Below are 25,355 nucleotides of genomic sequence, written 5' to 3'. Positions count from 1 at the left end.
TCAGTAGCCGGTCGGACCACCGAACAGCGACTCGTCGGTATCGAGCGATGCCGCCTGCGTGTCGCGCGGGGCGGGCGCCTGGGGGGCCGGGGAGGCCGAGGCGGCGGGCGTCGGCACCGTCTCACGCCGCGCCTCGAGCGTCTCGTTGTCGATCGTCACCACCTTTGCGGTGGACCGCGACAGGGAGGTTTCGCGCGTGGCGGCTGCAGGGGTCGCGCTCGTGACGCGGCGGGCGACCGGCGTGACCGAAGGGGCGGCCGGAGCGGCGGGGGCGGCGGTCTCGCCCGACGAGGTCACCACCCGCACGCCTTCGCGCAGTGTGGTGACCGGTGGCGCGGCGGGTTCGGCCATCTCCAACGCGACGGCCTTTGCGGGCCGGGCCTGCGGCCGCTGCGCGACCCGCAGCGGTGCAAAACGCGGCGCGGGGGCGGGCGTGTCCTGCGTCGTCGTGGTCGTGCCGCGGCTCGCGGCGCTGGCCGCCGCACCGCCGGTCGCCGCCGCCGTCACGGTGCTGAGCGAGACGGGGATGCCGGCCTTGCGCGCCGCCTTGCGGATCTTCTTCTCGGCCTTGCGCATCGCCTTGACGTCGCCCGTGGCGGCAGCGCCCAGCATCTGCACCACGGCGCCGCCGCCGCGGATCTTGAGCTTGGGCTCGGCCGTGAGGGCCATGGGGGCGACGGCGATGGTCAACGCGGTGCCAAGACCGATGAGCGTCTTCATGGGATCTGTCTCCTGAGCCGGATGTGCCTGAACAACGGGGGAGGGGCGGGGGCGTTCCCCGCCCGCCGTTCACTTCGGCGAAACCCCGCTCTCCACGCCTTCGAGAAACTCCTGCGCCACGCCATGCAGCATCTCGCGCAGCGCCTCGCGCGGCTCGGCCCCCTTGGAGATCGCCGCGTCATAGGCGCGGCGCTGGCGGGTGGCCGAGGAGCCGCGATGCGCGATCCGCCGCGTGCCGCGCAGCTCGTCGAGGCAGCCCAGCGCCTGCGCGTCCGTCTCCATCATCTCCTCCAGCTCGCCCAAGAGCTCCTCCATCGGGCGCAGCTCGTTGCGCCCCAGATCGAGCAGCGTGCCCTCGGTGCCGTAGCGCTGGGCGCGCCAGCGGTTCTCCTCGATCAGGAAGCGGTCATAGACGCGCCAGCGCTTGTTCTCGGTCTTGAGCCGCCACAGCATCCGCATAACGCATTGCACGAAAGCCGCGACCGAGAGCGCCTCCTCCATGCGTGGCATCACGTCGGCGATCCGCGTCTCCAGCGTCGGCCAGGCCTCCGAGGGGCGCAGGTCCCACCAGATCTTGGAGGCGTCCTCAATGATCCCGGCCTCGACCAGCGCGCCGGTCATCTTGCGATACTCGGCCCAGCTGTCGATCCGCGGCGGCAGGCCCGAGCGCGGGCACTGATCGAAGATGTTGAGCCGCCAGGAGGACAGCCGCGTGTCCTCGCCGCGCCAATAGGGCGAGGAGGCCGAAAGCGCGAGCACGAAGGGCAAAAAATAGGTCGCCTGCGCCATCAGGTCGGTGCGCAGCTCCTGATCCTCGCCCAGCCCCACATGCACATGCATGCCGCAGGTCATCAGCCGCCGGGCGATGCCGCCGATATCCTCGGCGATCTTGTCATAGCGCGCGCCATGCCCGGTGCCGCGGCTTTCGGGGTCGGCCCAGGGGTGGCAGGAGACGGCGACCAGCGCGAGGCCGCGGTCATCGGCCACCTCGGCCAGCCCGCCGCGCAGATGCGCCAGATCGGCGCGCGCCTCGGCGATGTCGGCGGCGACAGAGGTGCCGATCTCGATCTGGCAGTCGCGGAATTCGGGAGAGACGTGATCGCCGAGCCGCTTCTTCGCGGCATCGAGCATCTCGTTCGGCACGGCGGCGAGGTCCATCGTGGTCTTGTCGACGACGAGATATTCCTCCTCGATGCCGAGGCTGAAGGCGGGGTCTGGCATGGGGCGGGCCTCCGGTGTGGTTTTCGGGGGGCCAACGCCGCGTGCCGCGCCCGGGGTCCGAAACCGTCTCAGGCGACGGTGATCATGCCGCCTCAGGCGACGGTGATGACGCCCCGCATCCTCGGGTGAATGCTGCACAGATAGGGGTAATCGCCGCGCGCCGCGAAGGCCATCCGCACCGATTGGCCCGCGCCGAGGCGGCCGCTGTCGAACAGCCCGGTTTCGGAGGTGGCGGTGTGCGGCGCGGCGTCGCGGTTGGTGAAGACGACCGTATCGCCGGGCGCGACGGTCAGCCGCGCGGGCATGAAGGCAAAGCCGCGGATCTCGACCGCATGGACCGCCCCCATCGCCGGCCGGGCCGGTGGCGCTTCGGGTGTGACGGGCCGCATCGGCGGAGGGGCGAGGCCGCCCGCGCGGGCGGCAAGGGCCAGAAGCGGCAGGGCGGCGGTGGCGGCAAGGCCGCGCAGGATCAGCTCACGACGTGTCGGCATGGCAAGATCTCCGGGGGCGCAGGATGCGCGATGGGGACAGCGTCTCGCGAACGCTGCCCCCCTGTCGAGCCACATCGCCGTGAGGCGGGGGCGTCAGTCCATCGGCTTGAAGTTGAACTCGCCGCCTTCCTTGATGCCGCTCGGCCAACGCGCGGTCACCGTCTTGGTCTTGGTGTAGAACTTGAAGCTGTCGGTGCCGTGCTGGTTCAGGTCGCCGAAGGCCGACTTCTTCCAGCCGCCGAAGCTGTGATAGGCCAGCGGCACCGGGATCGGCACGTTGATGCCCACCATGCCCACATTCACCCGGTTGGCGAAGTCGCGCGCCGCGTCGCCGTCGCGGGTGAAGATCGCGGTGCCGTTGCCCATCTCGTGATCCATGGCGAGCTTCAGCGCCTCCTCGTAGGAGCCCGCGCGCACCGTGGACAGGACGGGGCCGAAGATCTCCTTGCGGTAGATGTCCATGTCGGGCGTGACGCGGTCGAACAGATGCGCGCCGACGAAGAAGCCGTTCTCGTAGCCCTGCAGGTTGAAGTCGCGCCCGTCGACCACCAGCTCGGCCCCGGCATCGACGCCCGACTGCACGAGATTGAGGATGTTCTCCTTGGCCGCCGCCGTCACGACGGGTCCGAAATCGACGTCGTCGCCCGAGGTGTAGGGCCCGACCTTGAGGCTCTCGATGCGCGGCTTCAAGGCAGCGATGAGCCGGTCGGCGGTTTCCTCGCCCACCGGCACGGCGACCGAGATCGCCATGCAGCGCTCTCCGGCGGCGCCGTAGCCCGCGCCGACCAGCGCGTCGGCGGCCTTCTCCATGTCGGCGTCGGGCATGATGATCATGTGGTTCTTGGCGCCGCCGAAGCACTGCACGCGCTTGCCGTGGGCGCAGCCCTTGCCATAGATGTATTCGGCGATCGGGGTGGAGCCCACGAAGCCCACCGAAGCGATGCCCTCATGCTCGAGGATCGCGTCCACCGCTTCCTTGTCGCCATTGACGACCTGCAGGATGCCTTTGGGCAGCCCGGCTTCTTCCATCAGCTCCGCGAGCATCAGCGGCACCGAGGGCGCGCGCTCGGAGGGCTTGAGGATGAAGGCGTTGCCGCAGGCGATGGCGGGGGCGAACATCCACATCGGGATCATGGCGGGGAAGTTGAACGGGGTGATGCCGGCCGAGACGCCCAAGGGCTGGCGCATCGAGTACATGTCGATGCCCGGGCCCGCGCCGTCGGTGTATTCGCCCTTGAGCAGATGCGGCGCGCCGACGCAGAACTCGACCACCTCGAGCCCGCGCTGCACGTCGCCCTTGGCGTCGGGGAGCGTCTTGCCGTGTTCGCGGCTCAGCGCCTCGGCGAGCTTGTCCATGTCGCGGTTGAGCAGCCGCACGAACTCCATCATCACCCGCGCCCGGCGCTGCGGGTTGGTCGCGGCCCAGGCGGGCTGGGCCTTCGCGGCGATCTCGACGGCGTGGTCGATCTCGCCGCGCGAGGCGAGCGGGGCCTGGCCCTGCACCTCGCCGGTGGCGGGGTTGAACACGTCCGCGAAGCGGCCCGAGCCGCCCTTGACGTGTTCGCCGCCGATGTAATGGGTCATTTCCTGCATGTCCGGTCCTCCCGAAAGGTCATTCTCGCTTGGGAACCAGGATAGTCTTGCGGTTATGCAGGCAAAACCCGCATGTTTCCAAAACGGCTTTGCATTTTTGCAGGATGGGGCATGGAGAACTGGGACGATATCCGCGTCTTTCTCGCGGTGGCGCGGGCCGAGAGCCTGTCTGGCGCGGCACCGGGGCTGAGGATGGACCCGGCGACGCTGGGTCGCCGCGTGGCGCGGCTGGAGGAGCGGCTCGGCGCGGCGCTCTTCGTCAAGAGCCCGCAGGGCTATGCGCTCACCCCGCGCGGCGAGCGGCTGGCCGAGCACGCCGCCCGTGCCGAGGCGGCGCTGGCGCGGGCCGAGGAGGCGGGCGCGCCCGAGAGGGGGCTGTCGGGGCAGATCCGCATCGGCGCGCCCGATGGCTGCGCCAATTTCGTGCTGCCGCAGGTCTGCGCCGCGATCCAGGGGCAGAACCCGGAGCTGGAGTTGCAGATCCTCGCCCTGCCGCGGGTGGTGAACCTGTCGAAGCGCGAGGCCGACATGGCGGTGACGGTGAGCCCGCCCGAAGCCGGGCGGCTCACCGTGCAGAAGATCACCGATTACCGCCTGAGCCTCGCCCAGCGGGCCGATGCGCCGCCGCCCGAAAGCCTTTCGGCGCTGAAGCGGCCGCTGGTCGGCTACATCCCCGACATGATCTTCGACCGCGAGCTCGACTATCTCGGGGCCTTGGGGGCGCGCGGCGTGCCGCTGGCCTCGAACTCGGTCTCGGTGCAGCTGCAGATGCTGCGCCATGCCGGGATCGGCATCGTGCACGACTTCGCGCTGCCCTTCGCGCCCGAGCTGCGCCGCGTGCTGACCGACGAGCTGTCGCTCACCCGCAGCTTCTGGCTGGTGCGCCACGCCGCCGACCGCCGCTCGGCGCGGCTGTCGCGCTTTGCCACCGCGCTCATGGCGGGTCTGCGCGCCGAGGTGGCGCGGCTCGAGGCGGAGAGCTTGACAGGGGGCGGGGCGGGGCGCGACGGTTGAACCATGGCCCCCGGCCAGCGGGGGCGACAGATGAGGAGTGCGCCATGCTCGTGCAACAGATCCTGAAATCCAAGGCCAACGACACCGTCGCCACCGTGGCGCCCGACACCACGGTGACCGAAGCCGTGCGGCTGCTCTCGGACAAGCGCATCGGCGCGCTCGTGGTCTCTCAGGACGGCAAGCGCGCGCAGGGCATCATCTCCGAACGCGACATCGTGCGCGAGATCGGCCAGCGCGGCCCGGCATGCCTCGACGAGAAGGTCTCGGCGCTGATGACCGCCGATCCGGTCACCTGCCACCGCGACGAGGCCGCCGATCTCGTGCTCGGCCGGATGACCGAGGGGCGGTTTCGCCATATCCCCGTGGTCGAGGGCGAGGAGATGATCGGCCTCATCTCGATCGGCGACGTGGTCAAGGCGCGGCTGGCCGAGCTGTCGATGGAGAAGGATGCGCTCGAAGGGATGATCATGGGGCACTAGTTCCCGTGACGCGCCCCCCGTGACGGCGCGCCGCGGCGCGGGGGACTTGCATCTCGTGCCGCCGTGATGTCGTGTGGCGCGCGAACACGCGGCGAGGAGACGTCATGCGCATCGGGCTCTACCCGGGAACCTTCGATCCGGTCACACTCGGCCATACCGACATCATCCGCCGCGCCTGCACGCTGGTCGACCGGCTGGTGATCGGCGTGGCGATCAACCGCGACAAGGGGCCGTTGTTTTCACTGGACGAGCGCGTGGCGATGATCGAGGCCGAGACCGCGCCGATCGCCCGGGCCTGCGGCTCGGAGATCGTGGTGCACCCGTTCGAGAACCTGCTGATCGACGCGGCGGGCGACGTGGGCGCGCAGGTGATCATCCGCGGCCTGCGCGCGGTCGCCGATTTCGAATACGAATACCAGATGGTCGGCATGAACCGGATGCTCGACAAGTCGGTCGAGACGGTCTTCTTGATGGCCGAGGCGCGGCATCAGGCGATCGCCTCGAAGCTGGTCAAGGAAATCGCCCGGCTGGGCGGCGATGTCTCGACCTTCGTGCCGCCGGGGGTCGAGGCGGCGCTGAAGACCCGTCTGGGCGTCTGAGGCGCGGACCTCGGGGCGGGCATGCGGCGTTGAGCCGCGAACCTGCCCCGAGGAGCGCCAGATGACCCGAAACCTGACCCGTCTTTCCCTTTCCGTCCTGGCCCTCGCGGCCAGCGGCGCGGTCGCGCAGCAGTCGGATGACAGCGGCGCGGCGATCGCCGCCGACACCCGCGAGATGCTGCAGGGCACGGCACCGGAAGCCGGCGCCGAAACGACGCCGCCCGCCGAAGCCGCCCCGGCGCCGCAAGGCGAGAGCGCGGCACCGGCCTCGAACGCCTCCTCCGCGCAGCCCGAGACCCTGCGCATGCTCGAACAGAGCGGCGCGCAGCCGACCGAGGCGCAGCAGGAGGCGGCACAGGGCACTGCCGGTTCAAACGAGGCGCAGACCGCCCCCGACGGCGCCGGTTCGGCCCAGACACAGCCCGCCTCGGGCAGCGATGCCGGCTCACAGGCCGCGCCGGTGCAGGCCGGCGAGGGGCCGCCGACGGCAGGCCAGATCGAGGCGGCGCAATATGCGGGCGGCCCGCTGCCCGACGGGCAATCGGCGCTCACCGTCAAGACGCAGGTCCTGCTCGACCGCGCGGGCATCTCGCCGGGCATCATCGATGGCTGGAAGGGCGGCATGAGCGAAAGCGCCATCGCCGCCTTCGAGACGCGCGAGGGCTTCGAGGCGGACGGCCAGCTCGACCAGCAGGTCTGGGACGCGCTCACCGCCACCGAGCCCGCGCCGATGCTGCAAAGCTACACCATCACAGAGGAGGACGCCTCGGGGCTGAGCGCGCCGCTGCCCGAGGATTACGCCAAGCTCGCCGAGCTCGACTGGCTGGGCTATACCAGCGTCGCCGAAAAGCTGGCCGAGCGGTTCCACATGGATCAGGGCTTTCTCGAAACCCTCAATTCCGGCGTCGCGTGGCGCGCGGGCGAGACCATCACCGTCGTCGATCCCGGCCCGCGGCTGGAGACGAAGGTGGCCCGCGTCGAGGTGCGCAAGGACACGAGCCGCCTCGCGGGCTTCGACGAAAGCGGCCGGATGATCCTGAACTACCCCGTGACCATCGGCTCGGCCCAGACGCCCTCGCCCTCGGGCACGGTGGAGGTCGTGGCCGTGGCGATGGAGCCGACCTACACCTACAACCCGGACGTCAATTTCCAGCAGGGCGACAATGACGAGATGCTGATCCTGCCGCCGGGGCCGAACGGGCCGGTGGGCTCGGTCTGGATCGACCTGTCGAAGCCGACCTACGGGCTGCACGGCACCTCGGACCCGGATTCGCTGTTCAACGCGGCAAGCCATGGCTGCGTGCGGATGACCAACTGGGATGCCGAGGAGCTGGCGCATCTGGTCTCCGAAGGGGTCACGGTCGAGTTCGTGGAATGAGGCCGCTGGCGCTTGCCCTGATGCTGGCCGGCACCCCGGCGCTGGCCCAGGAGGCCGCCGAGACGGACGCCGGGGCCGGGCCCGAGGCAGCAGCCCGGACAGCACCCGAAACCGCGCCGCTGCCCAAGGCCCGGCCCGAAGGGCTGGCCACGGGCGGCGGGGGCGCGGAGGAGGACCCACAGGCCCCGCAACCCTCCGGCCCCGACACGCCCGCGCCGGAGGCGGAGGACGCGCCGCCGGAGGAGGCCGAGGCCGAAGCGCCCGCCACGCCCGATGTCGCGGCGCGCGACCGGGTGCCGCCGATGCCCGAGCGGCTCGCCATGGAGCCGGAGGCGCGCGAGGCCTGCCTCGCCGCGCTCGACGCGCTGGGCGCGGTCTACGAGACAAGCGCGGCGGTGGAGGATGCGGAGATCGCCGAATGCGGCATCCTCCACCCCGTGACCCTGTCCGGGATCGTGCCGGGCGTGGCGCTCTCCCCGCCCGCGCCGATGCGCTGCGAGACGGCGCTGGCGCTGGCGCGCTGGGTCGAGGGTTTTGCGATACCGGCGGCCGAGCGGCTGGAGCGCGGCGCGCTGACCGAGATCCGGCAGGGCACGGTCTACAACTGCCGCAGCCGCAGCTCCGACGCGGAGATCATGTCCGAGCACGCCTTCGGCAACGCGGTGGACATCATCTCCTTCGGCTTTGCCGAGGGCGAGGAGGTCAAGGTGCAGCCGCGCGAGCGCGAGGGCAGCATGGCCGAGGCGTTCCAGGACGCGGTGCGCGCGACCTCCTGCCTGGAGTTCACCACCGTGCTCGGGCCGGGCTCGGACGCGGCCCATGCCGATCATTTGCATCTCGACGTGAAATCGCGGCGCGGCGGCTTCCGGCTCTGCCAATGAAAAAGGCCGCCCCCGAGGGGCGGCCTTTCCGTTCTGCCGGGAGGCCGGATCAGCCCAGCTTGCCCATCACGACCGCGGTGTCGGCCATGCGGTTCGAGAAGCCCCACTCGTTGTCATACCAGGTCAGGATGCGGCACATGGTGCCTTCCATGACCTTGGTCTGGTCGGTGTGGAACACCGAGCTGTGCGGGTCGTGGTTGAAGTCCGAGCTGACCAGCTGCTCGTCGGTGTAGCCGAGAATGCCCTTGAGCGGGCCGTTCGCGGCCTCGCGGATCAGCTCGTTGATCTCCTCGACGCTGGTTTCGCGCGCGGCGTTGAAGGTGAGATCGACGACCGAGACGTTGGGCGTGGGCACGCGGATCGCGACGCCGTCGAGCTTGCCGTTGAGCTCGGGCAGCACCAGGCCCACGGCCTTGGCCGCGCCGGTCGAGGTCGGGATCATCGACAGCGCCGCGGCGCGGGCGCGGTAGAGATCCTTGTGCATCGTGTCCAGCGTCGGCTGGTCGCCGGTGTAGCTGTGGATCGTCGTCATGAAGCCCTTGTCGATGCCGATGGCGTCGTTGAGCACCTTGGCGACCGGCGACAGGCAGTTGGTGGTGCAGGAGGCGTTCGAGACGACCTTGTCCTCGGCGGTCAGGCTCTCGTGGTTGACGCCGTAGACGATGGTCTTCTCGGCGCCCGAGCAGGGGGCGGAGACGAGCACGCGCTTGGAGCCGTTCTCGAGATGCATCGCGGCCTTTTCGTGGCTGACGAAGATGCCGGTGCATTCGAGCGCCACGTCCACGTCGGACCAGGGCAGCTCCTTGGGGTCGCGGATCGCGGTGACGCGGATCGGGCCGCGGCCGACATCGATGGTGTCCTCGGTGGTCTTCACCTCGTGCGGGAAACGGCCATGCACGCTGTCATAGCGCAGCAGGTGGGCGTTGGTCTCGACCGGGCCGAGATCGTTGATGGCCACGACCTCGATATCGGTGCGGCCGGATTCGATGATGCCGCGCAGGACGTTGCGCCCGATGCGGCCGAAGCCGTTGATTGCTACCTTGACAGCCATGGGGGTCTCCTCGGGGATTGTCGGGCTAGGGTTCGGCGCCAAGATCGGCATTTGTGGCGCGGCGTCAACCGAAGATCGGCCCATGAGGCGGCTGTGAGCGCTGCCGTTAGCGCCACAAGGCGAGCCAGCGCAGCAGATCGAGCCCCGCGCGCGCAAGCGTGAGCGCCCCCTGGCCTTCGAACAGGTAGTGATCGAGCCCGAGCAGGGCTAGGATCACGGCGAACAAGGCGACGGCGATGGAGGTGCTCATGCTTGCGACCCTAGACCGCGACGAACCGGCTGCGCAGGGCGCGCGCGCCGCCGCGCCGCGGGCGGATGACTGGCTGTTGCTGATCGGCCGCGTGCTGCTGGCGGCGCTGTTTCTGGGCGGGGCGGCGCAAAAGGCCTTCGAGCCGGGGCAGGTGGAGGGGCTGCTGGCCGGCTGGCATCTGCCGGGGCTGCTGGTCTGGCCCGCGCTGGCCTACAACGCCGCCGCCGGTCTGGCGCTGGCCTTCGGGGTGGCGGTGCGCCCGGTGGCGCTGTCTCTGGCGCTTTATTGCGCGGCGACGTCGGTGTTTCATTTCCAGCCCGAAGACCCGTGGCAGATGACGATCTTCGTCAAGAACTGGGCCATCGCGGGCGGCTGCCTCGCGCTCGCGGTGGCGGGGGCGGGGCGGATCTCGGTGCGGCTCGCCTGATCCGGGCGGGGCGCGAAACGCGCGCCCCGCGCCCCCGCTTCTGTGCAGCGCCGCGCGTTTCTGATAGGATGGGCCGCGAGGGGGAAGGCGCAGGATGACCGGGTCCCGTGAAACCGACTGGCGCAATGACGGCGTGCGGATCGTGCGCTCCATGGAGCTCGATTTCGACACGCCGCAGACCCCGGGCATGACCCGCGCGGCGGCGATCGACAGGGCCAAGGCCGGCGCGAACAGGCTCTGGGCCGGGACCGTCGACATCCAGCCCGACGCCAAGACCGGCGCGCATCATCACGGGCATCTCGAAAGCATCATCTACGTGATCCGGGGCCGGGCGCGCATGCGCTGGGGCGAACGGCTCGAATTCATGGCCGAGGCCGGGCCGGGCGATTTCATCTATGTCCCGCCCTATGTGCCGCATCAGGAGATCAATGCCAGCACCGACGAGCCGCTCGACTGCGTCGTCGTGCGCAGCGACCAGGAGCCCGTGGTCGTCAATCTCGACATCGAACCGGCCGAAGAGGTCGAGGAGGTGCGCTGGGTCGATCCCAACCATCCCGGAAGCTGAGCCGCGCCGAACCCCGGGCGGCGCCGGTTCCGAGCCCGTGTGAACGGGGTGGCGCCAGGCAAAAGGGGCGGCCCATGGGCCGCCCCCTCGCATCTTCGCACCGAAGCGCGGCTCAGAGCAGCGCGCGGACCTTTTCGGCCACGGCCTCGGCGGTGATGCCGAACTTCTCGTAGAGCGTCGGCGCGGGCGCGGAGGCGCCGAAGCCCTCCATGCCGACGAAGCCCGCCTTCTGCTCGCGGCCGCGCTCGCCCAGGAGCAGTCGGTCCCAGCTTTGGCGCACGCCCGCCTCGACCGCGACGCGCACCGGCCCCGCGGGCAGGACGCGCTTGCGATACGCCTCGTCCTGCGCGGCGAAAAGCTCCATGCAGGGCACCGAGACCACGCGCACGCCGATGCCCTCGGCTTCGAGGATATCGCGCGCCGCGACCGCGATCTCGACCTCGGAGCCCGAGGCCATGAGGATCGCGCGGCGCTTCTCGCCCGCCTCGCGCAGCACATAGGCGCCCTGCTCGACGAGATTCTTGGTCTTGTGCTCGCTGCGCACCGGGGCGAGGTTCTGGCGGCTCAGCGCCAGCACCGAGGGGCGGTCGGTGGTCGTCAGCGCGATCTCCCAGGCCTCGGCGGTCTCGACCGTGTCGGCAGGGCGGAACACGTAGGTGTTGGGCGTCGCGCGCAGCATCGACAGGTGCTCGACCGGCTGGTGGGTCGGGCCGTCTTCGCCAAGCCCGATGCTGTCATGCGTCATCACATAGACCACCGGCTGGTGCATCAGCGCCGAGAGACGCATCGCGCCGCGCGCGTAATCGGTGAAGGCCATGAAGGTGCCGCCATAGGGCCGCAGGCCGCCATGCAGCGCGATGCCGTTCATCGCCGCGGCCATGCCATGCTCGCGGATGCCGTAATGGATGTAGCGGCCCGAACGGTTGTCGGGCGAGAACACCTCCATGTCGCCCGAGCGGGTGTTGTTCGAGCCGGTAAGGTCGGCCGAGCCGCCCACCGTCTCGGTCATCACGCCGTTGACGACGTTGAGCACCATCTCCGAGGACTTGCGCGAGGCGACCGGCTTGGCGTTCTCCAGCGCCTCCTTCTTGAAGGCGCGGATCTTGGTCGAGAGCGCCTTGGGGGCCTCTCCGGCGAAGGCGCGCTCGAACTCGATGCGCTTGCGCTCGGAGAGCGCGTCGAAGCGCTCGCGCCATTCCTCGTGCGCGCGGGCGCCACGCGCGCCCATCGCCTCCCACTGCGCCTTCACGTCCTGGGGGATCTCGAAGGGCCCGTGCTCCCAGCCATAGGCGGCCTTGGTGTCGGCGATGAGCTGCCCGTCGGTCAGCGCGCCGTGGCCCTTGGCGGTGTCCTGCGCCGAGGAGCCCAGCGCGATATGGGTCTTGCAAGCGATCATCGAGGGGCGCGGATCGGCCTTGGCGGCCTCGATCGCGGCGTCGATCGCGTCGGGGTCGTGCCCGTCGATCGACTGCACGTGCCAGCCCGAGGCCTCGAAACGCTTGGCCTGGTCGGTGACATCGGCGAGCGAGACCTTGCCGTCGATGGTGATGCCGTTGTCGTCGAAGAACACGACCAGCTTGGAGAGCTTCTGCATGCCCGCAAGCGCGATCGCCTCCTGGCTCACGCCCTCCATCAGGCAGCCGTCACCGGCCATGACCCAGGTGTAGTGATCGACGATCTTCGGGCCATACTTGGCGCGCAGCATCTCCTCGGCGATGGCGAAGCCCACGGAGTTGGCGATGCCCTGGCCGAGCGGGCCGGTGGTGGTCTCGACCGCGTCGAGATACTCGCTCTCGGGGTGGCCGGCGGTCTTGGAGCCCCACTGGCGGAAATTCTTGATCTCCTCGAGCGGCACTTCCTCGTAGCCGGTCAGGTGCAGCACCGAGTAGAGCAGCATCGAGCCGTGGCCCACGGAGAGGATGAAGCGGTCGCGATCGGCCCAGGTCGGTGCCTTGGGGTCGAACTTCATGTGCTTGTCGAACAGGACGGTCGCGACGTCGGCCATGCCCATCGGCATGCCGGAATGGCCCGAATTGGCGGCGGCCACGGCGTCGAGGGTCAGCGTGCGGATGGCCGCGGCCTTCCTCCAGTGCTCGGGATGCTTGTCGCGCAGGGCGGCGATATCCATGGGTGTCCTCCGGTTTGGCGTCGAAGCCGCGGCGCGGCCCCCCTTGTCGCGGATGGTATTGACAGGCAGCGGGGGCGAGTTCAAGCGACGGACGATGCCCCGCAGGCCCGGCACGCGGTTTGCCGCATGGTCCGCGGCACGGTTTGCGGCCCGGCGGGGGGTGGTCTAGGTTTTTCCGACGCCCCGCGCGATTCGGCTCATCGACGCGCCGACGGGCCGCAGGCGGGGCAGGGCAGACAGGGGCATGATGACCGACATCACCGAATTGGAGAGCCGTCTCTCGGCGGCGCTGGACCGGATCGGCCAGGGGCTCGACCGGCTCGAGAGCGCCGGGCCGCGGACGGCGCAGGATGAGGGCCTCGGCGCCGAGCTCGACGCGCAGCAGCAGGCCAATGCCGAGCTCGAGGAGCGCCTCAAGGCGCTGCGCGAGGAGCAGGACACCCGGCTGGCCGCCTTCGAGGCGCGGATCGAGGCTCAGAACGCCCAGATGGCCGATCTCGACGGGCAGCTCCAGGCGCTGCGCCGCTCCAATGCCGAGCTGCGCGAGGTGGCGGGCGAGCTGCGCGAGGCGATGGAGGCCGAGCTCGCGGACCCCGCGCTGATCGACCGCGCCATGGCCGCCGAGCTCGACGCGCTGCGCGCCGAGCGCGACGCCGAGGTGGCCGAGCTGGGCGCGGTGCTGTCGGAACTCAAACCGCTGGTCGAGGAGCGCAAGTGATGCCACAGGTCGAGATCACCATCGGCGGGCGCGGCTTCACCGTGGCCTGCCAGCCGGGCGAGGAGCCCTATCTGCAAGCCGCCGCCAGGCTGCTCGACGAGGAGGCCTCCAGCCTGTCGAGCCAGGCCGGGCGGATGCCCGAGAGCAAGATGCTGCTGATGGCGGGGCTGCTTCTGGCCGACCGCGCCGCCGGGCTCGAGGACCGGCTGCGCCAGGCCGAAACCTATGCCGGGCAGGTCGAGCGGCGGCTGAGCCAGACCGAGACCACGCTCGGCAAGATGCGCAACGATCCGCAGAAGGTCGAGGTCGAGGTGCCGGTGATCCCGCACGGGCTGATCGAGATGCTGGCCGAGATGACGGCGCGCGCCGAGGCGCTGGCCGAGCGGGTGGAGAAGGCGGGCGCCTGAGCCTGCCGCGCCCTTCAGCCTGCGCCTTCATACACCTCGATGTAGTCGGGCCGGCCCCCGCGCCCGATGATGCGCACATGCACGAAGCGGGTCTCGCCCCGGCGCAGCAGATCGACGATATAGCCCGGCGCTCCCGGACCACGCGCATAGAGTTCCGGAATGCGCGCGCGTGTCGCGGAGGAGGCAAAGAGCGGGTCATGCTCGTCCATCCCGTCGCGCAGGCCGAAGCGATGAAAATTCGCCCGGTCCTGTTGGAGGATCGCCCCGATATCGGCGAGGCGGATGCCGCGCGAATTCCGAAGATCCTGCGGCGAGAGATAGGCGTAATAGGAGGCGATCACCTCCTGCGCGGCGGCCGGTGCCGCCAGCAGCGCCAAGGCGCCGGCAAGAATGATGCGTTTCATGAACAGCCTACTCTGTAACGGACAACACGCCATGAGTGTGCCGTCGAGGCTTGGTTTACGCAAGGGAAAGAGGGTGGCCGCGATGCCGAACATGAAAGAGGCCGCGCCCGAAGGCGCGGCCCGGATCGGGTCCGCCATGCGCGGGGGCGATCAGCCCTTGTTGGCTTCGCGGATCTTGTCGGCGGCGTCCTTGTCGAAGGCCACGCCGTTCTGCTCGAACATCTGGTCGAGCTCGCCCGACAGCGTCATCTCGGTGATGATGTCGCAGCCGCCGACGAACTCGCCCTTGACGTAGAGCTGCGGGATGGTCGGCCAGTCGGAGTAGTCCTTCACGCCCTGGCGGATCTCGTTGTCCTCGAGCACGTTCACGTCCCGGAAATCGAGATTCATGAAGTTGAGCACGCCCGCGACGCGGCTGGAAAAGCCGCATTGCGGCATGGTCTTGGTGCCCTTCATGAAGAGCACGACATCGTTCGATTTGACGATCTCGTCGATGCGGGCCTTGGCGTCGGTGGTGTCCTGCGCGGTCATGTGCGTGTCCTTTGCGGGAATGGGGGTCAGTCGGGGGCCTTGGTGGTCAGCGCCAGCGCATGGAGTTCGCCCGAGGGGCCGTCCATCCGGCCCTTGAGCGCGGCATAGACGGCGCGCTGCTGCTGCACCCGGTTCTGGCCGCGAAAGCTCTCGTCGATCACCTCGGCGGCGTAATGATTGCCGTCTCCGGCGAGGTCGGTGATGGCGATCTTCGCCTCCGGAAAGGTCTCGCGGAGCAGGTCCTCGATTTCCTGTGCGCTCATCGCCATGTCGGTCGTCCTCGCCTGTTGTTTCGCCCCAGATGTAGGCAGAGCCCCGGCGGCACGCAAGCCCGCCGCCGGGGCAGCGGCTCAGACCGCGAGCTCGGCCTCGGCATCGGGGATGTGCAGCGCCGTCTCGAAGGCGGTGCGGTAGAGCTTCGACAGATCGGCCAGCGGCGCCTTGGCCCCGCCGAGCGAGACGTCGCCGCCGCCGAAGCGGCCGACCCGCGCCAGCGGCAGCCCGGCGGAGCCCGCCGCCGCCTCCAGCATCGCGGCGCTCTCCTCGTCGGCGGCGATCAGGTAGCGGCCCTGATCCTCGCCGAAGAGCGCGGCGGTGCCGGTCACGCCGATCTCGACGCCGATCCCCGCGCCCTCGGCCATCTCGAAGGCCGCGAGCGCCAGCCCGCCCTCGCTCAGATCGGTGCAGGCGCGAATGAGGGCGTGGTTGTCGCGCACGAAGAGGCCATGCGCCTTCTCGGCGGCAAGATCGACCGCGGGCGCATCGCCCGCATCAATGCCCAGCATCTCCCAAAGAAGCGCCGAGCGCCCGAGATGCCCCTCGGTCGCGCCCAGCACCAGCGCCACGTCGCCCGTCTCGGGCCGGGTGCCGATCGCGCGGCCCGAGGTTTCGATCAGCCCGACGCCGCCGATGGTCGGCGTAGGCAGGATGCCGGTGCCGTCGGTCTCGTTGTAGAGCGAGACATTGCCCGAGACGATCGGGAAATCGAGCGCTTCGCAGGCCTCGCCGATGCCCTTGATGGCACCCACCAGCTGGCCCATGATCTCGGGCTTTTCGGGGTTGCCGAAATTGAGGTTGTCGGTCGCGGCGAGCGGCCTCGCCCCGGTGGCGATCAGGTTGCGCCAGGCCTCGGCCACCGCCTGCTTGCCGCCCTCATGGGGGTTGGCGAAGACGTAGCGCGGGTTGACGTCCGAGGTGAAGGCGAGCGTCTTGTCGGTGCCATGCACCCGCACCAGGCCCGAGCCCGCGCCCGGCGCGCGCGCCGTGTCGCCCATCACCATGTGGTCGTACTGCTCCCAGACCCACGATTTGCGCGCATGGTTGGGCGAGCCGATCAGCGCGCGCAGCCCCTCGATCGCGTCGACCTCATCCACCAGCGGCAGCGGCGCCGGGGCCGGGGTCTCGATCCAGGGCCGGTCATATTCCGGCGCGGTGCCCGACAGCGCCTTCAGGGGCAGGTCGGCCTTCACCTCTTCGCCATGCACGATGAGGAACCGGTCCTCGGGGATGGTCTCGCCGACGATGGCGAAGTCGAGGTCCCACTTGTCGAAGATCGCCCGCGCCACCGTCTCCTTTTCGGGGCGCAGCACCATGAGCATCCGCTCCTGGCTTTCCGACAGCATCATCTCGTAGGCGGTCATGCCCGCCTCGCGGCAGGGCACGCGGTCGAGCTCGAGCCTTATGCCCAGCGAGCCCTTGTCGCCCATCTCCACGGCCGAGCAGGTGAGGCCCGCGGCCCCCATGTCCTGAATGGAGATGACCGCGCCGGTCCGCATCAGTTCGAGGCAGGCCTCCATCAGCCGCTTTTCGGTGAAGGGATCGCCGACCTGCACGGTCGGGCGCTTTTCCTCGATCGTGTCGTCGAACTCGGCCGAGGCCATGGTCGCGCCGCCGACGCCGTCGCGCCCCGTCTTGGCGCCGAGATAGACCACCGGCATGCCGACGCCCGAGGCCGCCGAATAGAAGATCGCATCCGCATCGGCGAGACCGGCGGCAAAGGCGTTGACGAGGCAGTTGCCGTTGTAGCTGGGGTGAAACCGCACCTCGCCGCCGACATTGGGCACGCCGAAGCAGTTGCCATAGCCGCCCACGCCCGAGACGACGCCCGAGACGAGGCTGCGGGTCTTGGGGTGGTCGAGGCTGCCGAAGCTCAGCGCGTTCATCGCCGCGATGGGCCGCGCGCCCATGGTGAACACGTCGCGCAGGATGCCGCCGACGCCGGTCGCGGCCCCCTGGTAGGGCTCGATATAGGAGGGGTGGTTGTGGCTCTCCATCTTGAAGACCACGGCCTGCCCGTCGCCGATATCGACCACGCCCGCATTCTCGCCCGGCCCGCAGATCACCTGCGGCCCCGTGGTGGGCAGGGTGCGCAGCCATTTCTTCGACGACTTGTAGGAGCAGTGCTCGTTCCACATGGCCGAGAAGATGCCGAGCTCGGTGAAGCTCGGTTCGCGGCCGATGATCTCGAGGATGCGCGCGTATTCGTCGGGGCTGAGCCCGTGCGCGGCGATGAGGTCGTCGGTGATGAGGGGGTCGGACATGCGGGCGCTCTCCTGCTGGTCGCGCGCCTCATACAATCAGCCCGCCGCAGGGGAAAGCGGGTTTCGCCGCCCCGTGAAGTCGCGGCCGCATGGCCGACACCTCATGCGCTTTGTGATAGCATCGCCCGGTCTGCATCTGTCGTGTCGAGGTATGTGATGTTGAAGGGTATCATGATCGGGCTGGCCGGGCTGGCCGGGCTCTGGGCGGGAGAGGCGTCCGCGCAGGGCTGTTCGGAGATCCGCTTTGCCAGCGGAGCCTATTCGGGAGAGGTGGCCGGGGCGGTCAGCGATGGCTGGCCCTTGTGCTTTCGCTTCGGATCGGGCGCGGGACAGACCGCGCGATTGCAGATCATCGGCAATGAAAACACCTGCTTCACCATCCCGGGCGTCACCGATTGCCAGGATGATTTCAGCTTTCGCACGCGGCGGCAAAGCTACGAGGTCCGCGTGTTCCAGCTGTTCCGGGCCCCGGGCGCCGAAAACTTCCGTCTCAGGCTCACGATCCGTTAGGCGGAAGGCAAAAAAAAGCCGGGCCAACAGGCCCGGCAAGTCCAACAGGGAGGTATGAAGCGAGGCGCCGCCAGGCACCGTCGGCTTCGATTGCCGAGATATATAGCACAATGTGAACGATCAAGTTCTAAACCCCCGACCGTATGACAACCCCGCCATGCGCATGTCGCATGGCTAGATCCCGGGCAAACCGCTTAATTCGCAGCCTGTTCGCGAAGCTTGCGACGATGCGCCTGCACCTCCTCCTGAACGAAGTCGCGGAAGGCCGCGACCCGCTTGGATTGGCGCAGCTCCTCGGGATAGGCGAGAAACACCGGCACCTCGCCGGATTCGACATCCGGCAGCACCCGCATCAGCCCGGGGAAATGCTCGTTGAGATAGTTGGGCAGCACGCCGACGCCGAGATTGTTCAAGACCGCCTGCAACACGCCGAAATAGTTGTTCACCGTCAGCGTCGAGGGGATGTTGTGGGCCATCAGCTCCTGCACCATCGCCGCGCCCGCCGAGACCTGCGCCGAGGTCGGATTCTGGCAGATCAGCCTGTGACGTTCGAAATCCTCGACCTTGTCGAGCGCGCCCGCCTTGTCGAGATAGGCTTGCGTCGCATAGAGCCGCATCCGCACGTTCATCAGCCGCTTGCGCACGAGGTCGGCCTGGCTCGGCTCCTTCATGCGAATCGCGACATCGGCCTCGCGCATCGGCAGGTCGAGCACGCGCTCCTCGAGGATGAGGTCGATCTTCAGGTCGGGATAGCGCTCGTAGAGCTTGGGCAGGCGCGGGGCGAGCCACAGCGTGCCGAAACCGATCGGCGTGGTGACCTTGATCTCGCCGAACACCTCCTCCTCGCTGTCGCGGATGCGCGCCGAGGCGGCCTCGAGCCGCTTGTTCATGGCGCGGGTCGCGTCGAACAGAAGCTCGCCCTGCTCGGTGAGGATCAGCCCGCGCGCGTGGCGGTGAAACAGCGTGGTGTTGAGCTGCTCCTCGAGCGCCCGGATCTGCCGGCTCACCGCCGATTGGCTCAGATGCAGCGAATCGCCGGCATGGGTCAGGCTGCCCGCATCCGCCACCGCATGAAAAATCCGCAGCTTGTCCCAGTCCATCGCTCTTCGTCCCGCCTTCATTCCTGCGCCCGGCCATCTATGGCTCCGCGCCGTGCTTGCAAAGCGCCTGCGCGGATTTTTGCGGCCGCGCCGGTAAAACCCCGTGCAGCATAGCGACGAATTGCAAGCTTTGATGAACAAATCGCCATTTTCGGCATGGCCCGGCGCAAATGCCGCACCGGGGCGCCCGCCTCGCCCCTCCCCGGAGGGGAGGGCGGGCCGGGGCCTTGGCGCGCCAAAGCACCGATGGATTTCCCCCGCAAAGCCTCGTATGTGTCGCGCCCTACAGGGCAATTGGCAAGGTGACGCAATGGCGGTCGGGATCTTCGATAGTGGCTTGGGCGGGCTCACGGTGCTGGACGCCGTGTCCAGACGGCTTCCCGAGCTGCCGCTGGTCTATTTCGGCGACAATGCCCATGCGCCCTACGGCGTGCGCACCGCCGACGACATCTACGATCTGACGACGCGGGCGACCGAGCGGCTGTTCGATGCGGGCTGCGATCTGGTGATCCTCGCCTGCAACACCGCCTCCGCCGCCGCCTTGCGCCGGATGCAGGAGGGCTGGGTGCCCGAGGGCAAGCGCGTGCTCGGCGTCTTCGTGCCGCTGATCGAGGCGCTGACCGAGCGGCACTGGGGCGACAATTCCCCGCCGCGCGAGGTCGGCACCAAGCATGTCGCGCTTTTTGCCACCCCCGCCACCGTGCGCAGCCGCGCCTTCCAGCGCGAGCTGGCCTTCCGCGCCATCGGCGTCGATGTCGAGGCGCAGGCCTGTGGCGGCGTGGTCGACGCGATCGAGGAGGGCGACATGATCCTCGCCGAGGCGCTGGTGCGCTCCCATGTCGACGCGCTCAAGCGCAAGATGCCCGAGCCCGACGCCGCCATCCTGGGCTGCACCCATTACCCGCTGATGGCCGAGACCTTCCAGGACGCGCTGGGCGCGGGGGTGAAGGTGTTCAGCCAGGCCGATCTCGTGGCCGAGAGCCTCGCCGATTACCTCTCCCGCCGCCCCGAGATGCGCGGGCCGGGCAGCGAGAGCCTGTTTTTGACCACCGGCAAGCCCAAGCAGGTGTCGGACCGCGCCACCCAGTTTTTGCACCGCCGCATCGAATTCGTTGCGGCCTGAGGCCGCACCATCCTGGCGCGCGGCCGCCGCACCTCCCATCTGATCCTCCGACAGGAGCCATGCCATGACCCATTCCGCCGCCATTCTCGGGGCTTCCGGCTATACCGGGGCCGAGCTCGTCCGCCTGATCGCGACCCATCCGGGGATCGAGATCGCCGCGCTGTCGGGCGACCGCAAGGCCGGCATGGCGATGGGCGAGGTGTTCCCGCATCTGGCGCATCTCGACCTGCCGGCGCTGTGCAAGATCGAGGAGATCGACTTCTCGGGCATCGACATCGCCTTTTGCGCGCTGCCGCATGCGATGAGCCAGGCGGTGATCGCGGAGCTGCCCGGGGACCTGAAGATCGTCGATCTTTCGGCCGATTTCCGGCTGCGCAATGACGGCGAATACGAAAAATGGTACGGCAAGCCGCATGCCGCGATGGAGCTGCAGCAAGAGGCCGTCTACGGGCTGACCGAGTTCTACCGCGAGGAGATCCGCGCCGCCCGCCTCGTCGCGGGCACGGGCTGCAACGCCGCCACCGTGCAGTTCGCTTTGCGCCCGCTGATCGAAGCCGGGCTGATCGACCTCGACGACATCGTCTGCGACCTGAAGAACGGCGTCTCCGGCGCGGGCCGCTCGCTCAAGGAGAACATGCTCTTTGCCGAGCGCTCCGAGGATGTCTTCGCCTATTCGGCGGGCGGCACGCATCGGCATCTGGGCGAGTTCGACCAGGAGTTCTCCGCGATCGCGGGCCGCGACGTCCGTATCCTCTTCACCCCGCATCTCGTCCCAGTCAATCGCGGCATCCTCGCCTCCTGCTACGTGAAGGGCGATCCGCAAGCCGTGCACGAGGCGCTCGCCTCGCGCTACGGGGCCGAGCCCTTCCTGCGGGTGCTGCCCTTCGGGCGCCTGCCCGGCATGAGCCATGTGCAGGGCTCCAACTTCTGCCATATCGGCGTGTCTGGCGACAGGGTTACGGGCCGCACGCTCGTCGTCGCGACGCTCGACAACCTGTGCAAGGGCTCCTCGGGGCAGGCGTTGCAGAACGCCAACCTGATGCTCGGCCTGCCAGAGACGGAGGGGCTGATGCTGGCCCCGGTGTTTCCCTGATGCGCGGGCTGAAGAAGACAAGGAGGATCCAGGTCCTCATCCTCGCCGCCGTGGCGCTGGTGCTGGCCACCGGCATCATCGGCTACGCGATGCGCGACGGGATCAATTTCTTCCGCTCGCCCGCCCAGCTTCTGGCCGAGCCGCCCGCGCCTTCGGAGATGTTCCGGCTCGGCGGTCTCGTGGAGGAGGGCACGCTCCGGCGCGGTCAGGGCGAGACGGTGACCTTCTCGGTGACCGATGGCTCGGCTTCGGTGCCCGTGGCCTATACCGGCATCCTGCCCGACCTCTTCGAAGAGGGGCAGGGCATGGTCGGCCAGGGCCGCTGGACCGGCGAGCGGTTCGAGGCGGTCGAGATCCTCGCCAAGCATGACGAGAGCTACATGCCGAAAGAGGTGATCGACGCGCTGGAGGAACAAGGCGTCTACAAGGCACCGAACGCCGAGGCGCCGTCGAATTAACGAAGCCGCGTCATTCTTCTCTCCGGGGTCACGGAGGGGCGTGGAATGAAGAGCGTGGAAGAGATCGCGGCGCAGATCGTCGCGCGCGAGGGCGGCTATGTCGACGACCCGGACGATCCGGGCGGCGCGACCAAGCACGGTGTCACCATCGGCACGATGCGCCGCCTCGGGCTCGACCTCGACGGCGACGGCGTGGTCACCAAGGCCGATGTCGGGCGGCTCACCCCCGCGCGGGCCACCGGGATCTTCATCGAGCATTACTACCGCCGCCCGCGCATCGACGCGCTGCCCGAAAGCCTGCGCGCTTCGGTCTTCGACATGCATGTCAATTCCGGCACCAACGCGGTGAAGATCCTGCAAAGACTTCTGGTGGCGATGCGCATCCCGGTGGCGGTGGACGGCATCATCGGGCGGCAGACCATCGCCGCGGCGGCGCGCGCGCAGGAAGCCGCGCCCGATCACCTCGCCGATGCCTACGGCATTGCCCGGCGCAACTGGTACTACAGCCTCGCCGATCGCCGCCCGGCCAGCCGCAAATACGCGCGGGCGCGCAATGGCGGCAAGGGCGGCTGGATCAGGCGGGCCGAGGAATTCATCTCTCCGAATTACCGCCTGACCGGGGCGCAGCATCGTGAAAGGACCGCGGCATGGGGCTGATAGGCGGAATCTTCACGGCGCTGTTCGGCGCGCGGCGCAACGCGGTGGTCGAGACGGTCGAGGCGTTCCGCGAGAACGCCGAAGGCCGGGCCGAGCGGGCCTCGGATCACCGCGAGGCGGTCCTGGCGCAGTTCGCCGCCGAAATGGCGCAGGCCCGGCGCGGAAGATGGGACCGCTTCATTGACGGGCTGAACCGCCTGCCGCGCCCGGCCATGGCCTTTGGCACGCTGGGCCTCATTGGCGCCGCGATGGCCGATCCGGCATGGTTCGCGGCGCGGATGGAGGGGCTGGCGCTGGTGCCCGAACCGCTGTGGTGGCTGATGGGGGCGATCGTCAGCTTCTATTTCGGGGCGCGGATGCAGGTGACGGGGCAGGGCTATGAGCGCGAGATGATCGCGGCGCTGGCGCGTATGCGCGCGCGCAGGCCCGAGCCCGTGCCGCGGGAGGCGCCGCAGCCCCGCATCGCCCGCGCCAACGAGCCCAATGCCGCGCTCGAGGACTGGCGGCGCACGCAAGCGTGATGGGCGGCATTGCCGGGGAGCGACAATCCGCCCCGGCGCCGCGATAGCGCCGCCGGGGCGGATCGGCTACAAGCTTGGCCATGTTGATCGAACTCGGACATTTCGCCCTGATTCTGGCCTTCGCCACCGCCATCGTGCAGATGCTGGTGCCGCTCGTCGGCGCGCAAAAGGGCTGGCGCGGCTGGATGGGCGTGGCAGAGCCCGCCGCCACCGCGCAATTCGCGCTCACCGGCTTCGCCTTCGCGGCGCTGACGGTGGCCTTCGTCACCTCGGATTTCTCCGTGGCGCTGGTGGTGGCCAACTCGCATTCCCTGAAGCCCATGCTCTACAAGGTCTCGGGCGTCTGGGGGAACCACGAGGGCTCGCTGCTTCTATGGCTGGTGATCCTCGCGGGCTTCGGCGCCGCCGCCGCGTGGTTCGGCGGCAATCTGCCCGAGCGGCTGCGCGCGCGCGTGCTGGCGGTGCAGGCCTCGATCGGCGTCGCCTTCTACGCCTTTCTGCTCTTCACCTCGAACCCGTTTCTGCGCCTCGCCACGCCGCCCTTCGACGGGCAGGACCTGAACCCGCTCCTGCAGGACCCGGGCCTCGCCTTTCACCCGCCCTTTCTCTATCTCGGCTATGTCGGGCTTTCGATGTCTTTCTCCTTTGCCGTGGCGGCGCTGATCGAGGGGCGGGTCGATGCCGCATGGGCGCGCTGGGTCCGGCCCTGGACGCTGGCGGCCTGGCTGTTTCTGACCATCGGCATCGCGCTGGGCTCGTGGTGGGCCTATTACGAGCTGGGCTGGGGCGGCTTCTGGTTCTGGGACCCGGTCGAGAACGCAAGCTTCATGCCGTGGCTCTTCGCCGCAGCCCTCCTGCACTCGGCCATCGTCACCGAAAAGCGCGAGGCGCTGAAAAGCTGGACCGTGCTCCTGGCGATCCTCGCCTTCAGCTTCTCGCTACTTGGCACCTTCATCGTCCGCTCCGGCGTGCTGACCTCGGTTCATGCCTTCGCCAACGACCCCGAGCGCGGGGTGTTCATCCTGATGATCCTCGCCGTCTTCACCGGCGGCGCGCTGACGCTTTATGCCGCGCGCGCCCATACGATGGAGGCCAAGGGCGTGTTCGGGCTGATGAGCCGCGAGGCCGCGCTGGTGGCCAACAACGTGCTGCTCGCCGTGGCGGCGATGGTGGTCTTCGTCGGCACGCTCTGGCCGCTGATTGCGGAGATGGCCTTTGGCCGGGTGCTCTCGGTCGGCCCGCCCTTCTTCGACGCGGCCTTCACGCCCTTCTTCGTGGCGCTGGCGCTGCTCTTGCCCATCGGCACGCTCTTTGCCTGGAAGCGGGCGCAGGGCGCGCGGGTGCTGCGCCAGCTCTGGCCAGCCGCTGCGCTCGCGGGGGCGCTGCTGCTTCTGGGCTACGCGCTGGGCGCCGGGCGCTCGGCGCTGGGGCCGCTCGGCCTTGCGCTTGGCGGCTGGGTGATCGGCGGCGCCGCGGTCGATCTTTGGTCGCGCTCGGGGCGCGGCGCGCTGGGCGCGCGGCTCGCGCGGCTGCGCCGCCTGCCGCGCGCCGATTGGGGCCGGGGCCTCGCGCATGGCGGCCTCGGCGTCACGATCATCGGCATCGCCGGGCTGCTGGCCTGGCAGCAGGAGGACATCCGCGTCGCCGAGATCGGCGACAGCTGGAGCCTCGGGCGCTACGAGATCACGCTCGACGCGGTGCGCGAAAGCCGTGGGCCGAACTACATCACCACGGTGGGCGAGCTTTCGGTGCGCCAGAACGGCACGCAGGTCGCCACCTTGCTGCCCGAAAAGCGGTTCTACCCGGTGGCGGGCATGCCCACCACCGAGGCCGGGATCGATGGCGGGCTGTGGCGCGACCTCTACCTCGTGATCGGCGATCCGCAGGATGGCGGCGGCTGGGCGATGCGCAGCCATGTCAAACCCATGGCGGCCTGGATCTGGGGCGGCGCGATCCTGATGGCGCTGGGCGGCGCGCTGTCGCTCACCGACCGGCGGATGCGGGTGGCGGCGGGGGCGCGGCGCGCGGCGCCCGCGCCGGTGGCGGCGCAATGAGACGGCTCGCGCTCGCCCTCGCGCTCGTCGCCGCGCCCGCCTTCGCGGTCGAGCCCGACGAGGTGCTCGACGATCCCGCGCTCGAGGCGCGCGCCCGCGAGATCAGCGCCGAGCTGCGCTGCCCGGTCTGCCGCAACGAGAGCATCGACGAGAGCAATTCGGGCGTCAGCCGCGACCTGCGGCTGATGGTGCGCGAAAGGCTCGTGGCGGGCGACAGCGACGCGGAGGTGATCGGCGCCGTGGTCGACCGCTACGGCGAATTCGTGATGCTCAAGCCAGATGCCAGCGGTGCCAACCTGGTGCTGTGGCTCGCCGCTCCGCTGCTTCTGGTGCTCGCCGGCGGCGTGGCCTTCGTCTCGATCCGCCGCCGGGCCGCCGGCCCGGAGGACCGGCTGTCGGAGGAAGAGGAGGCGCGGCTGAAGGATATCCTCGACCGCTGACG

The 25,355-nt window shown here is 69.4% G+C and carries 29 protein-coding genes; 17 read left to right on the top strand and 12 right to left on the bottom strand.

Annotated elements, in window-relative coordinates; all coding sequences use genetic code 11:
* From CJ301_RS11505 to CJ301_RS11490, 4 genes are all read right to left on the bottom strand, one after another.
* Complete coding sequence (locus CJ301_RS11505; protein ID WP_099277444.1) at nt 1–720, bottom strand: hypothetical protein; 720 nt, start codon at nt 718–720, stop codon at nt 1–3.
* A gap of 69 nt (nt 721–789) precedes the next feature.
* A complete protein-coding gene (locus tag CJ301_RS11500; RefSeq protein WP_099277442.1) occupies nt 790–1,941 on the bottom strand; it encodes a carboxylate-amine ligase in 1,152 nt (383 codons plus the stop codon).
* 92 nt (nt 1,942–2,033) lie between these two features.
* Nucleotides 2,034–2,432, bottom strand: coding sequence for a cupredoxin domain-containing protein (locus tag CJ301_RS11495; protein ID WP_216823287.1), 399 nt, complete (start codon nt 2,430–2,432; stop codon nt 2,034–2,036).
* Nucleotides 2,433–2,525: 93 nt separating this feature from the next.
* Nucleotides 2,526–4,025, bottom strand: coding sequence for a CoA-acylating methylmalonate-semialdehyde dehydrogenase (locus tag CJ301_RS11490; protein WP_099277440.1), 1,500 nt, complete (start codon nt 4,023–4,025; stop codon nt 2,526–2,528).
* A gap of 111 nt (nt 4,026–4,136) precedes the next feature.
* Here CJ301_RS11490 and CJ301_RS11485 point away from each other — a divergent pair, with 111 nt between their 5' ends.
* The 5 genes from CJ301_RS11485 to CJ301_RS11465 all read left to right on the top strand — a co-directional run bounded on the left by CJ301_RS11485 (nt 4,137) and on the right by CJ301_RS11465 (nt 8,376).
* On the top strand, nt 4,137–5,039 hold the full coding sequence (locus tag CJ301_RS11485; protein WP_099277438.1) for a LysR family transcriptional regulator: 903 nt from the start codon (nt 4,137–4,139) through the stop codon (nt 5,037–5,039).
* A gap of 44 nt (nt 5,040–5,083) precedes the next feature.
* Nucleotides 5,084–5,518 (top strand): CBS domain-containing protein, encoded by a 435-nt coding sequence (locus CJ301_RS11480; RefSeq protein ID WP_099277436.1) that lies wholly within the window; start codon nt 5,084–5,086, stop codon nt 5,516–5,518.
* A gap of 104 nt (nt 5,519–5,622) precedes the next feature.
* Nucleotides 5,623–6,117, top strand: a complete 495-nt coding sequence (gene coaD / locus CJ301_RS11475) for a pantetheine-phosphate adenylyltransferase (protein WP_099277434.1) — start codon at nt 5,623–5,625, stop codon at nt 6,115–6,117.
* A 61-nt stretch (nt 6,118–6,178) separates the two neighbouring features.
* Complete coding sequence (locus CJ301_RS11470; protein WP_099277432.1) at nt 6,179–7,495, top strand: L,D-transpeptidase family protein; 1,317 nt, start codon at nt 6,179–6,181, stop codon at nt 7,493–7,495.
* On the top strand, nt 7,492–8,376 hold the full coding sequence (locus CJ301_RS11465) for an extensin-like domain-containing protein (protein ID WP_099277431.1): 885 nt from the start codon (nt 7,492–7,494) through the stop codon (nt 8,374–8,376). The genes CJ301_RS11470 and CJ301_RS11465 overlap by 4 nt, the downstream gene beginning before the upstream one ends.
* Before the next feature lie 49 nt (nt 8,377–8,425).
* Here the strand turns inward: CJ301_RS11465 and gap are convergent, their stop codons facing one another.
* Together gap and CJ301_RS18755 are read right to left on the bottom strand one after the other, a co-directional pair.
* Nucleotides 8,426–9,427 carry a type I glyceraldehyde-3-phosphate dehydrogenase gene (gap, locus tag CJ301_RS11460; protein ID WP_099277429.1) on the bottom strand — a complete coding sequence of 334 codons (1,002 nt, stop codon included), beginning with the start codon at nt 9,425–9,427 and terminating at the stop codon, nt 8,426–8,428.
* 106 nt (nt 9,428–9,533) lie between these two features.
* Entirely contained in the window at nt 9,534–9,677 is a 144-nt protein-coding gene (locus CJ301_RS18755) for a hypothetical protein (RefSeq protein ID WP_162620506.1), read from the bottom strand.
* Here CJ301_RS18755 and CJ301_RS11455 point away from each other — a divergent pair.
* Entirely contained in the window at nt 9,676–10,104 is a 429-nt protein-coding gene (locus CJ301_RS11455; protein ID WP_099277427.1) for a DoxX family protein, read from the top strand. The genes CJ301_RS18755 and CJ301_RS11455 overlap by 2 nt on opposite strands.
* A 94-nt stretch (nt 10,105–10,198) precedes the next feature.
* Nucleotides 10,199–10,669 (top strand): cupin domain-containing protein, encoded by a 471-nt coding sequence (locus tag CJ301_RS11450; protein ID WP_099277425.1) that lies wholly within the window; start codon nt 10,199–10,201, stop codon nt 10,667–10,669.
* Nucleotides 10,670–10,781: 112 nt separating this feature from the next.
* On the opposite strand, the gene tkt is transcribed toward CJ301_RS11450, so the two are convergent.
* Entirely contained in the window at nt 10,782–12,797 is a 2,016-nt protein-coding gene (gene tkt / locus CJ301_RS11445) for a transketolase (protein ID WP_099277423.1), read from the bottom strand.
* A gap of 247 nt (nt 12,798–13,044) precedes the next feature.
* On the opposite strand from tkt, the gene CJ301_RS11440 reads away from it, so the two are divergent.
* Both CJ301_RS11440 and CJ301_RS11435 read left to right on the top strand, forming a co-directional pair.
* Complete coding sequence (locus CJ301_RS11440; RefSeq protein ID WP_254050139.1) at nt 13,045–13,515, top strand: hypothetical protein; 471 nt, start codon at nt 13,045–13,047, stop codon at nt 13,513–13,515.
* Complete coding sequence (locus CJ301_RS11435) at nt 13,515–13,922, top strand: cell division protein ZapA (RefSeq protein ID WP_099277419.1); 408 nt, start codon at nt 13,515–13,517, stop codon at nt 13,920–13,922. Before CJ301_RS11440 ends, CJ301_RS11435 begins: the two co-directional genes overlap by 1 nt.
* Before the next feature lie 14 nt (nt 13,923–13,936).
* On the opposite strand, the gene CJ301_RS11430 is transcribed toward CJ301_RS11435, so the two are convergent.
* From CJ301_RS11430 to purL, 4 genes are all read right to left on the bottom strand, one after another.
* Nucleotides 13,937–14,419: a hypothetical protein gene (locus CJ301_RS11430; RefSeq protein WP_254050138.1), complete on the bottom strand. Its 483-nt coding sequence runs from the start codon at nt 14,417–14,419 to the stop codon at nt 13,937–13,939.
* A gap of 57 nt (nt 14,420–14,476) precedes the next feature.
* Nucleotides 14,477–14,857 carry a Grx4 family monothiol glutaredoxin gene (gene grxD, locus CJ301_RS11425; RefSeq protein WP_099277415.1) on the bottom strand — a complete coding sequence of 127 codons (381 nt, stop codon included), beginning with the start codon at nt 14,855–14,857 and terminating at the stop codon, nt 14,477–14,479.
* A 26-nt stretch (nt 14,858–14,883) separates the two neighbouring features.
* Nucleotides 14,884–15,126 carry a BolA/IbaG family iron-sulfur metabolism protein gene (locus CJ301_RS11420; RefSeq protein ID WP_099277413.1) on the bottom strand — a complete coding sequence of 81 codons (243 nt, stop codon included), beginning with the start codon at nt 15,124–15,126 and terminating at the stop codon, nt 14,884–14,886.
* Nucleotides 15,127–15,207: 81 nt separating this feature from the next.
* A complete protein-coding gene (gene purL / locus CJ301_RS11415) occupies nt 15,208–17,397 on the bottom strand; it encodes a phosphoribosylformylglycinamidine synthase subunit PurL (RefSeq protein ID WP_099277411.1) in 2,190 nt (729 codons plus the stop codon).
* Nucleotides 17,398–17,553: 156 nt separating this feature from the next.
* Here purL and CJ301_RS11410 point away from each other — a divergent pair, with 156 nt between their 5' ends.
* A complete protein-coding gene (locus tag CJ301_RS11410; RefSeq protein ID WP_254050137.1) occupies nt 17,554–17,907 on the top strand; it encodes a hypothetical protein in 354 nt (117 codons plus the stop codon).
* 194 nt (nt 17,908–18,101) lie between these two features.
* Here the strand turns inward: CJ301_RS11410 and CJ301_RS11405 are convergent, their stop codons facing one another.
* Nucleotides 18,102–19,007, bottom strand: coding sequence for a LysR family transcriptional regulator (locus CJ301_RS11405; RefSeq protein WP_099277407.1), 906 nt, complete (start codon nt 19,005–19,007; stop codon nt 18,102–18,104).
* A 310-nt stretch (nt 19,008–19,317) separates the two neighbouring features.
* Here CJ301_RS11405 and CJ301_RS11400 point away from each other — a divergent pair, with 310 nt between their 5' ends.
* The 7 genes from CJ301_RS11400 (at nt 19,318) to CJ301_RS11370 (ending at nt 25,353) form a co-directional block, all read left to right on the top strand.
* Nucleotides 19,318–20,130 carry a glutamate racemase gene (locus CJ301_RS11400; protein ID WP_099277406.1) on the top strand — a complete coding sequence of 271 codons (813 nt, stop codon included), beginning with the start codon at nt 19,318–19,320 and terminating at the stop codon, nt 20,128–20,130.
* A gap of 64 nt (nt 20,131–20,194) precedes the next feature.
* Nucleotides 20,195–21,223 carry an N-acetyl-gamma-glutamyl-phosphate reductase gene (argC, locus tag CJ301_RS11395; protein WP_099277403.1) on the top strand — a complete coding sequence of 343 codons (1,029 nt, stop codon included), beginning with the start codon at nt 20,195–20,197 and terminating at the stop codon, nt 21,221–21,223.
* Entirely contained in the window at nt 21,223–21,681 is a 459-nt protein-coding gene (ccmE, locus tag CJ301_RS11390) for a cytochrome c maturation protein CcmE (RefSeq protein ID WP_099277400.1), read from the top strand. Before argC ends, ccmE begins: the two co-directional genes overlap by 1 nt.
* A 45-nt stretch (nt 21,682–21,726) precedes the next feature.
* Nucleotides 21,727–22,338, top strand: coding sequence for a holin-associated N-acetylmuramidase (locus CJ301_RS11385; RefSeq protein WP_099277398.1), 612 nt, complete (start codon nt 21,727–21,729; stop codon nt 22,336–22,338).
* Entirely contained in the window at nt 22,329–22,859 is a 531-nt protein-coding gene (locus CJ301_RS11380; protein ID WP_099277397.1) for a holin family protein, read from the top strand. The genes CJ301_RS11385 and CJ301_RS11380 overlap by 10 nt, the downstream gene beginning before the upstream one ends.
* An 80-nt stretch (nt 22,860–22,939) precedes the next feature.
* Nucleotides 22,940–24,913: a heme lyase CcmF/NrfE family subunit gene (locus tag CJ301_RS11375; protein WP_099277395.1), complete on the top strand. Its 1,974-nt coding sequence runs from the start codon at nt 22,940–22,942 to the stop codon at nt 24,911–24,913.
* Complete coding sequence (locus CJ301_RS11370) at nt 24,910–25,353, top strand: cytochrome c-type biogenesis protein (protein ID WP_099277393.1); 444 nt, start codon at nt 24,910–24,912, stop codon at nt 25,351–25,353. The genes CJ301_RS11375 and CJ301_RS11370 overlap by 4 nt, the downstream gene beginning before the upstream one ends.
* Nucleotides 25,354–25,355: the final 2 nt, after the last annotated feature.

It is taken from the genome of Limimaricola cinnabarinus (assembly GCF_002723615.1).
Taxonomy (GTDB): Bacteria; Pseudomonadota; Alphaproteobacteria; order Rhodobacterales; family Rhodobacteraceae; genus Limimaricola; species Limimaricola cinnabarinus_B.
This window is presented reverse-complemented; position numbering and strand designations above follow the sequence as displayed.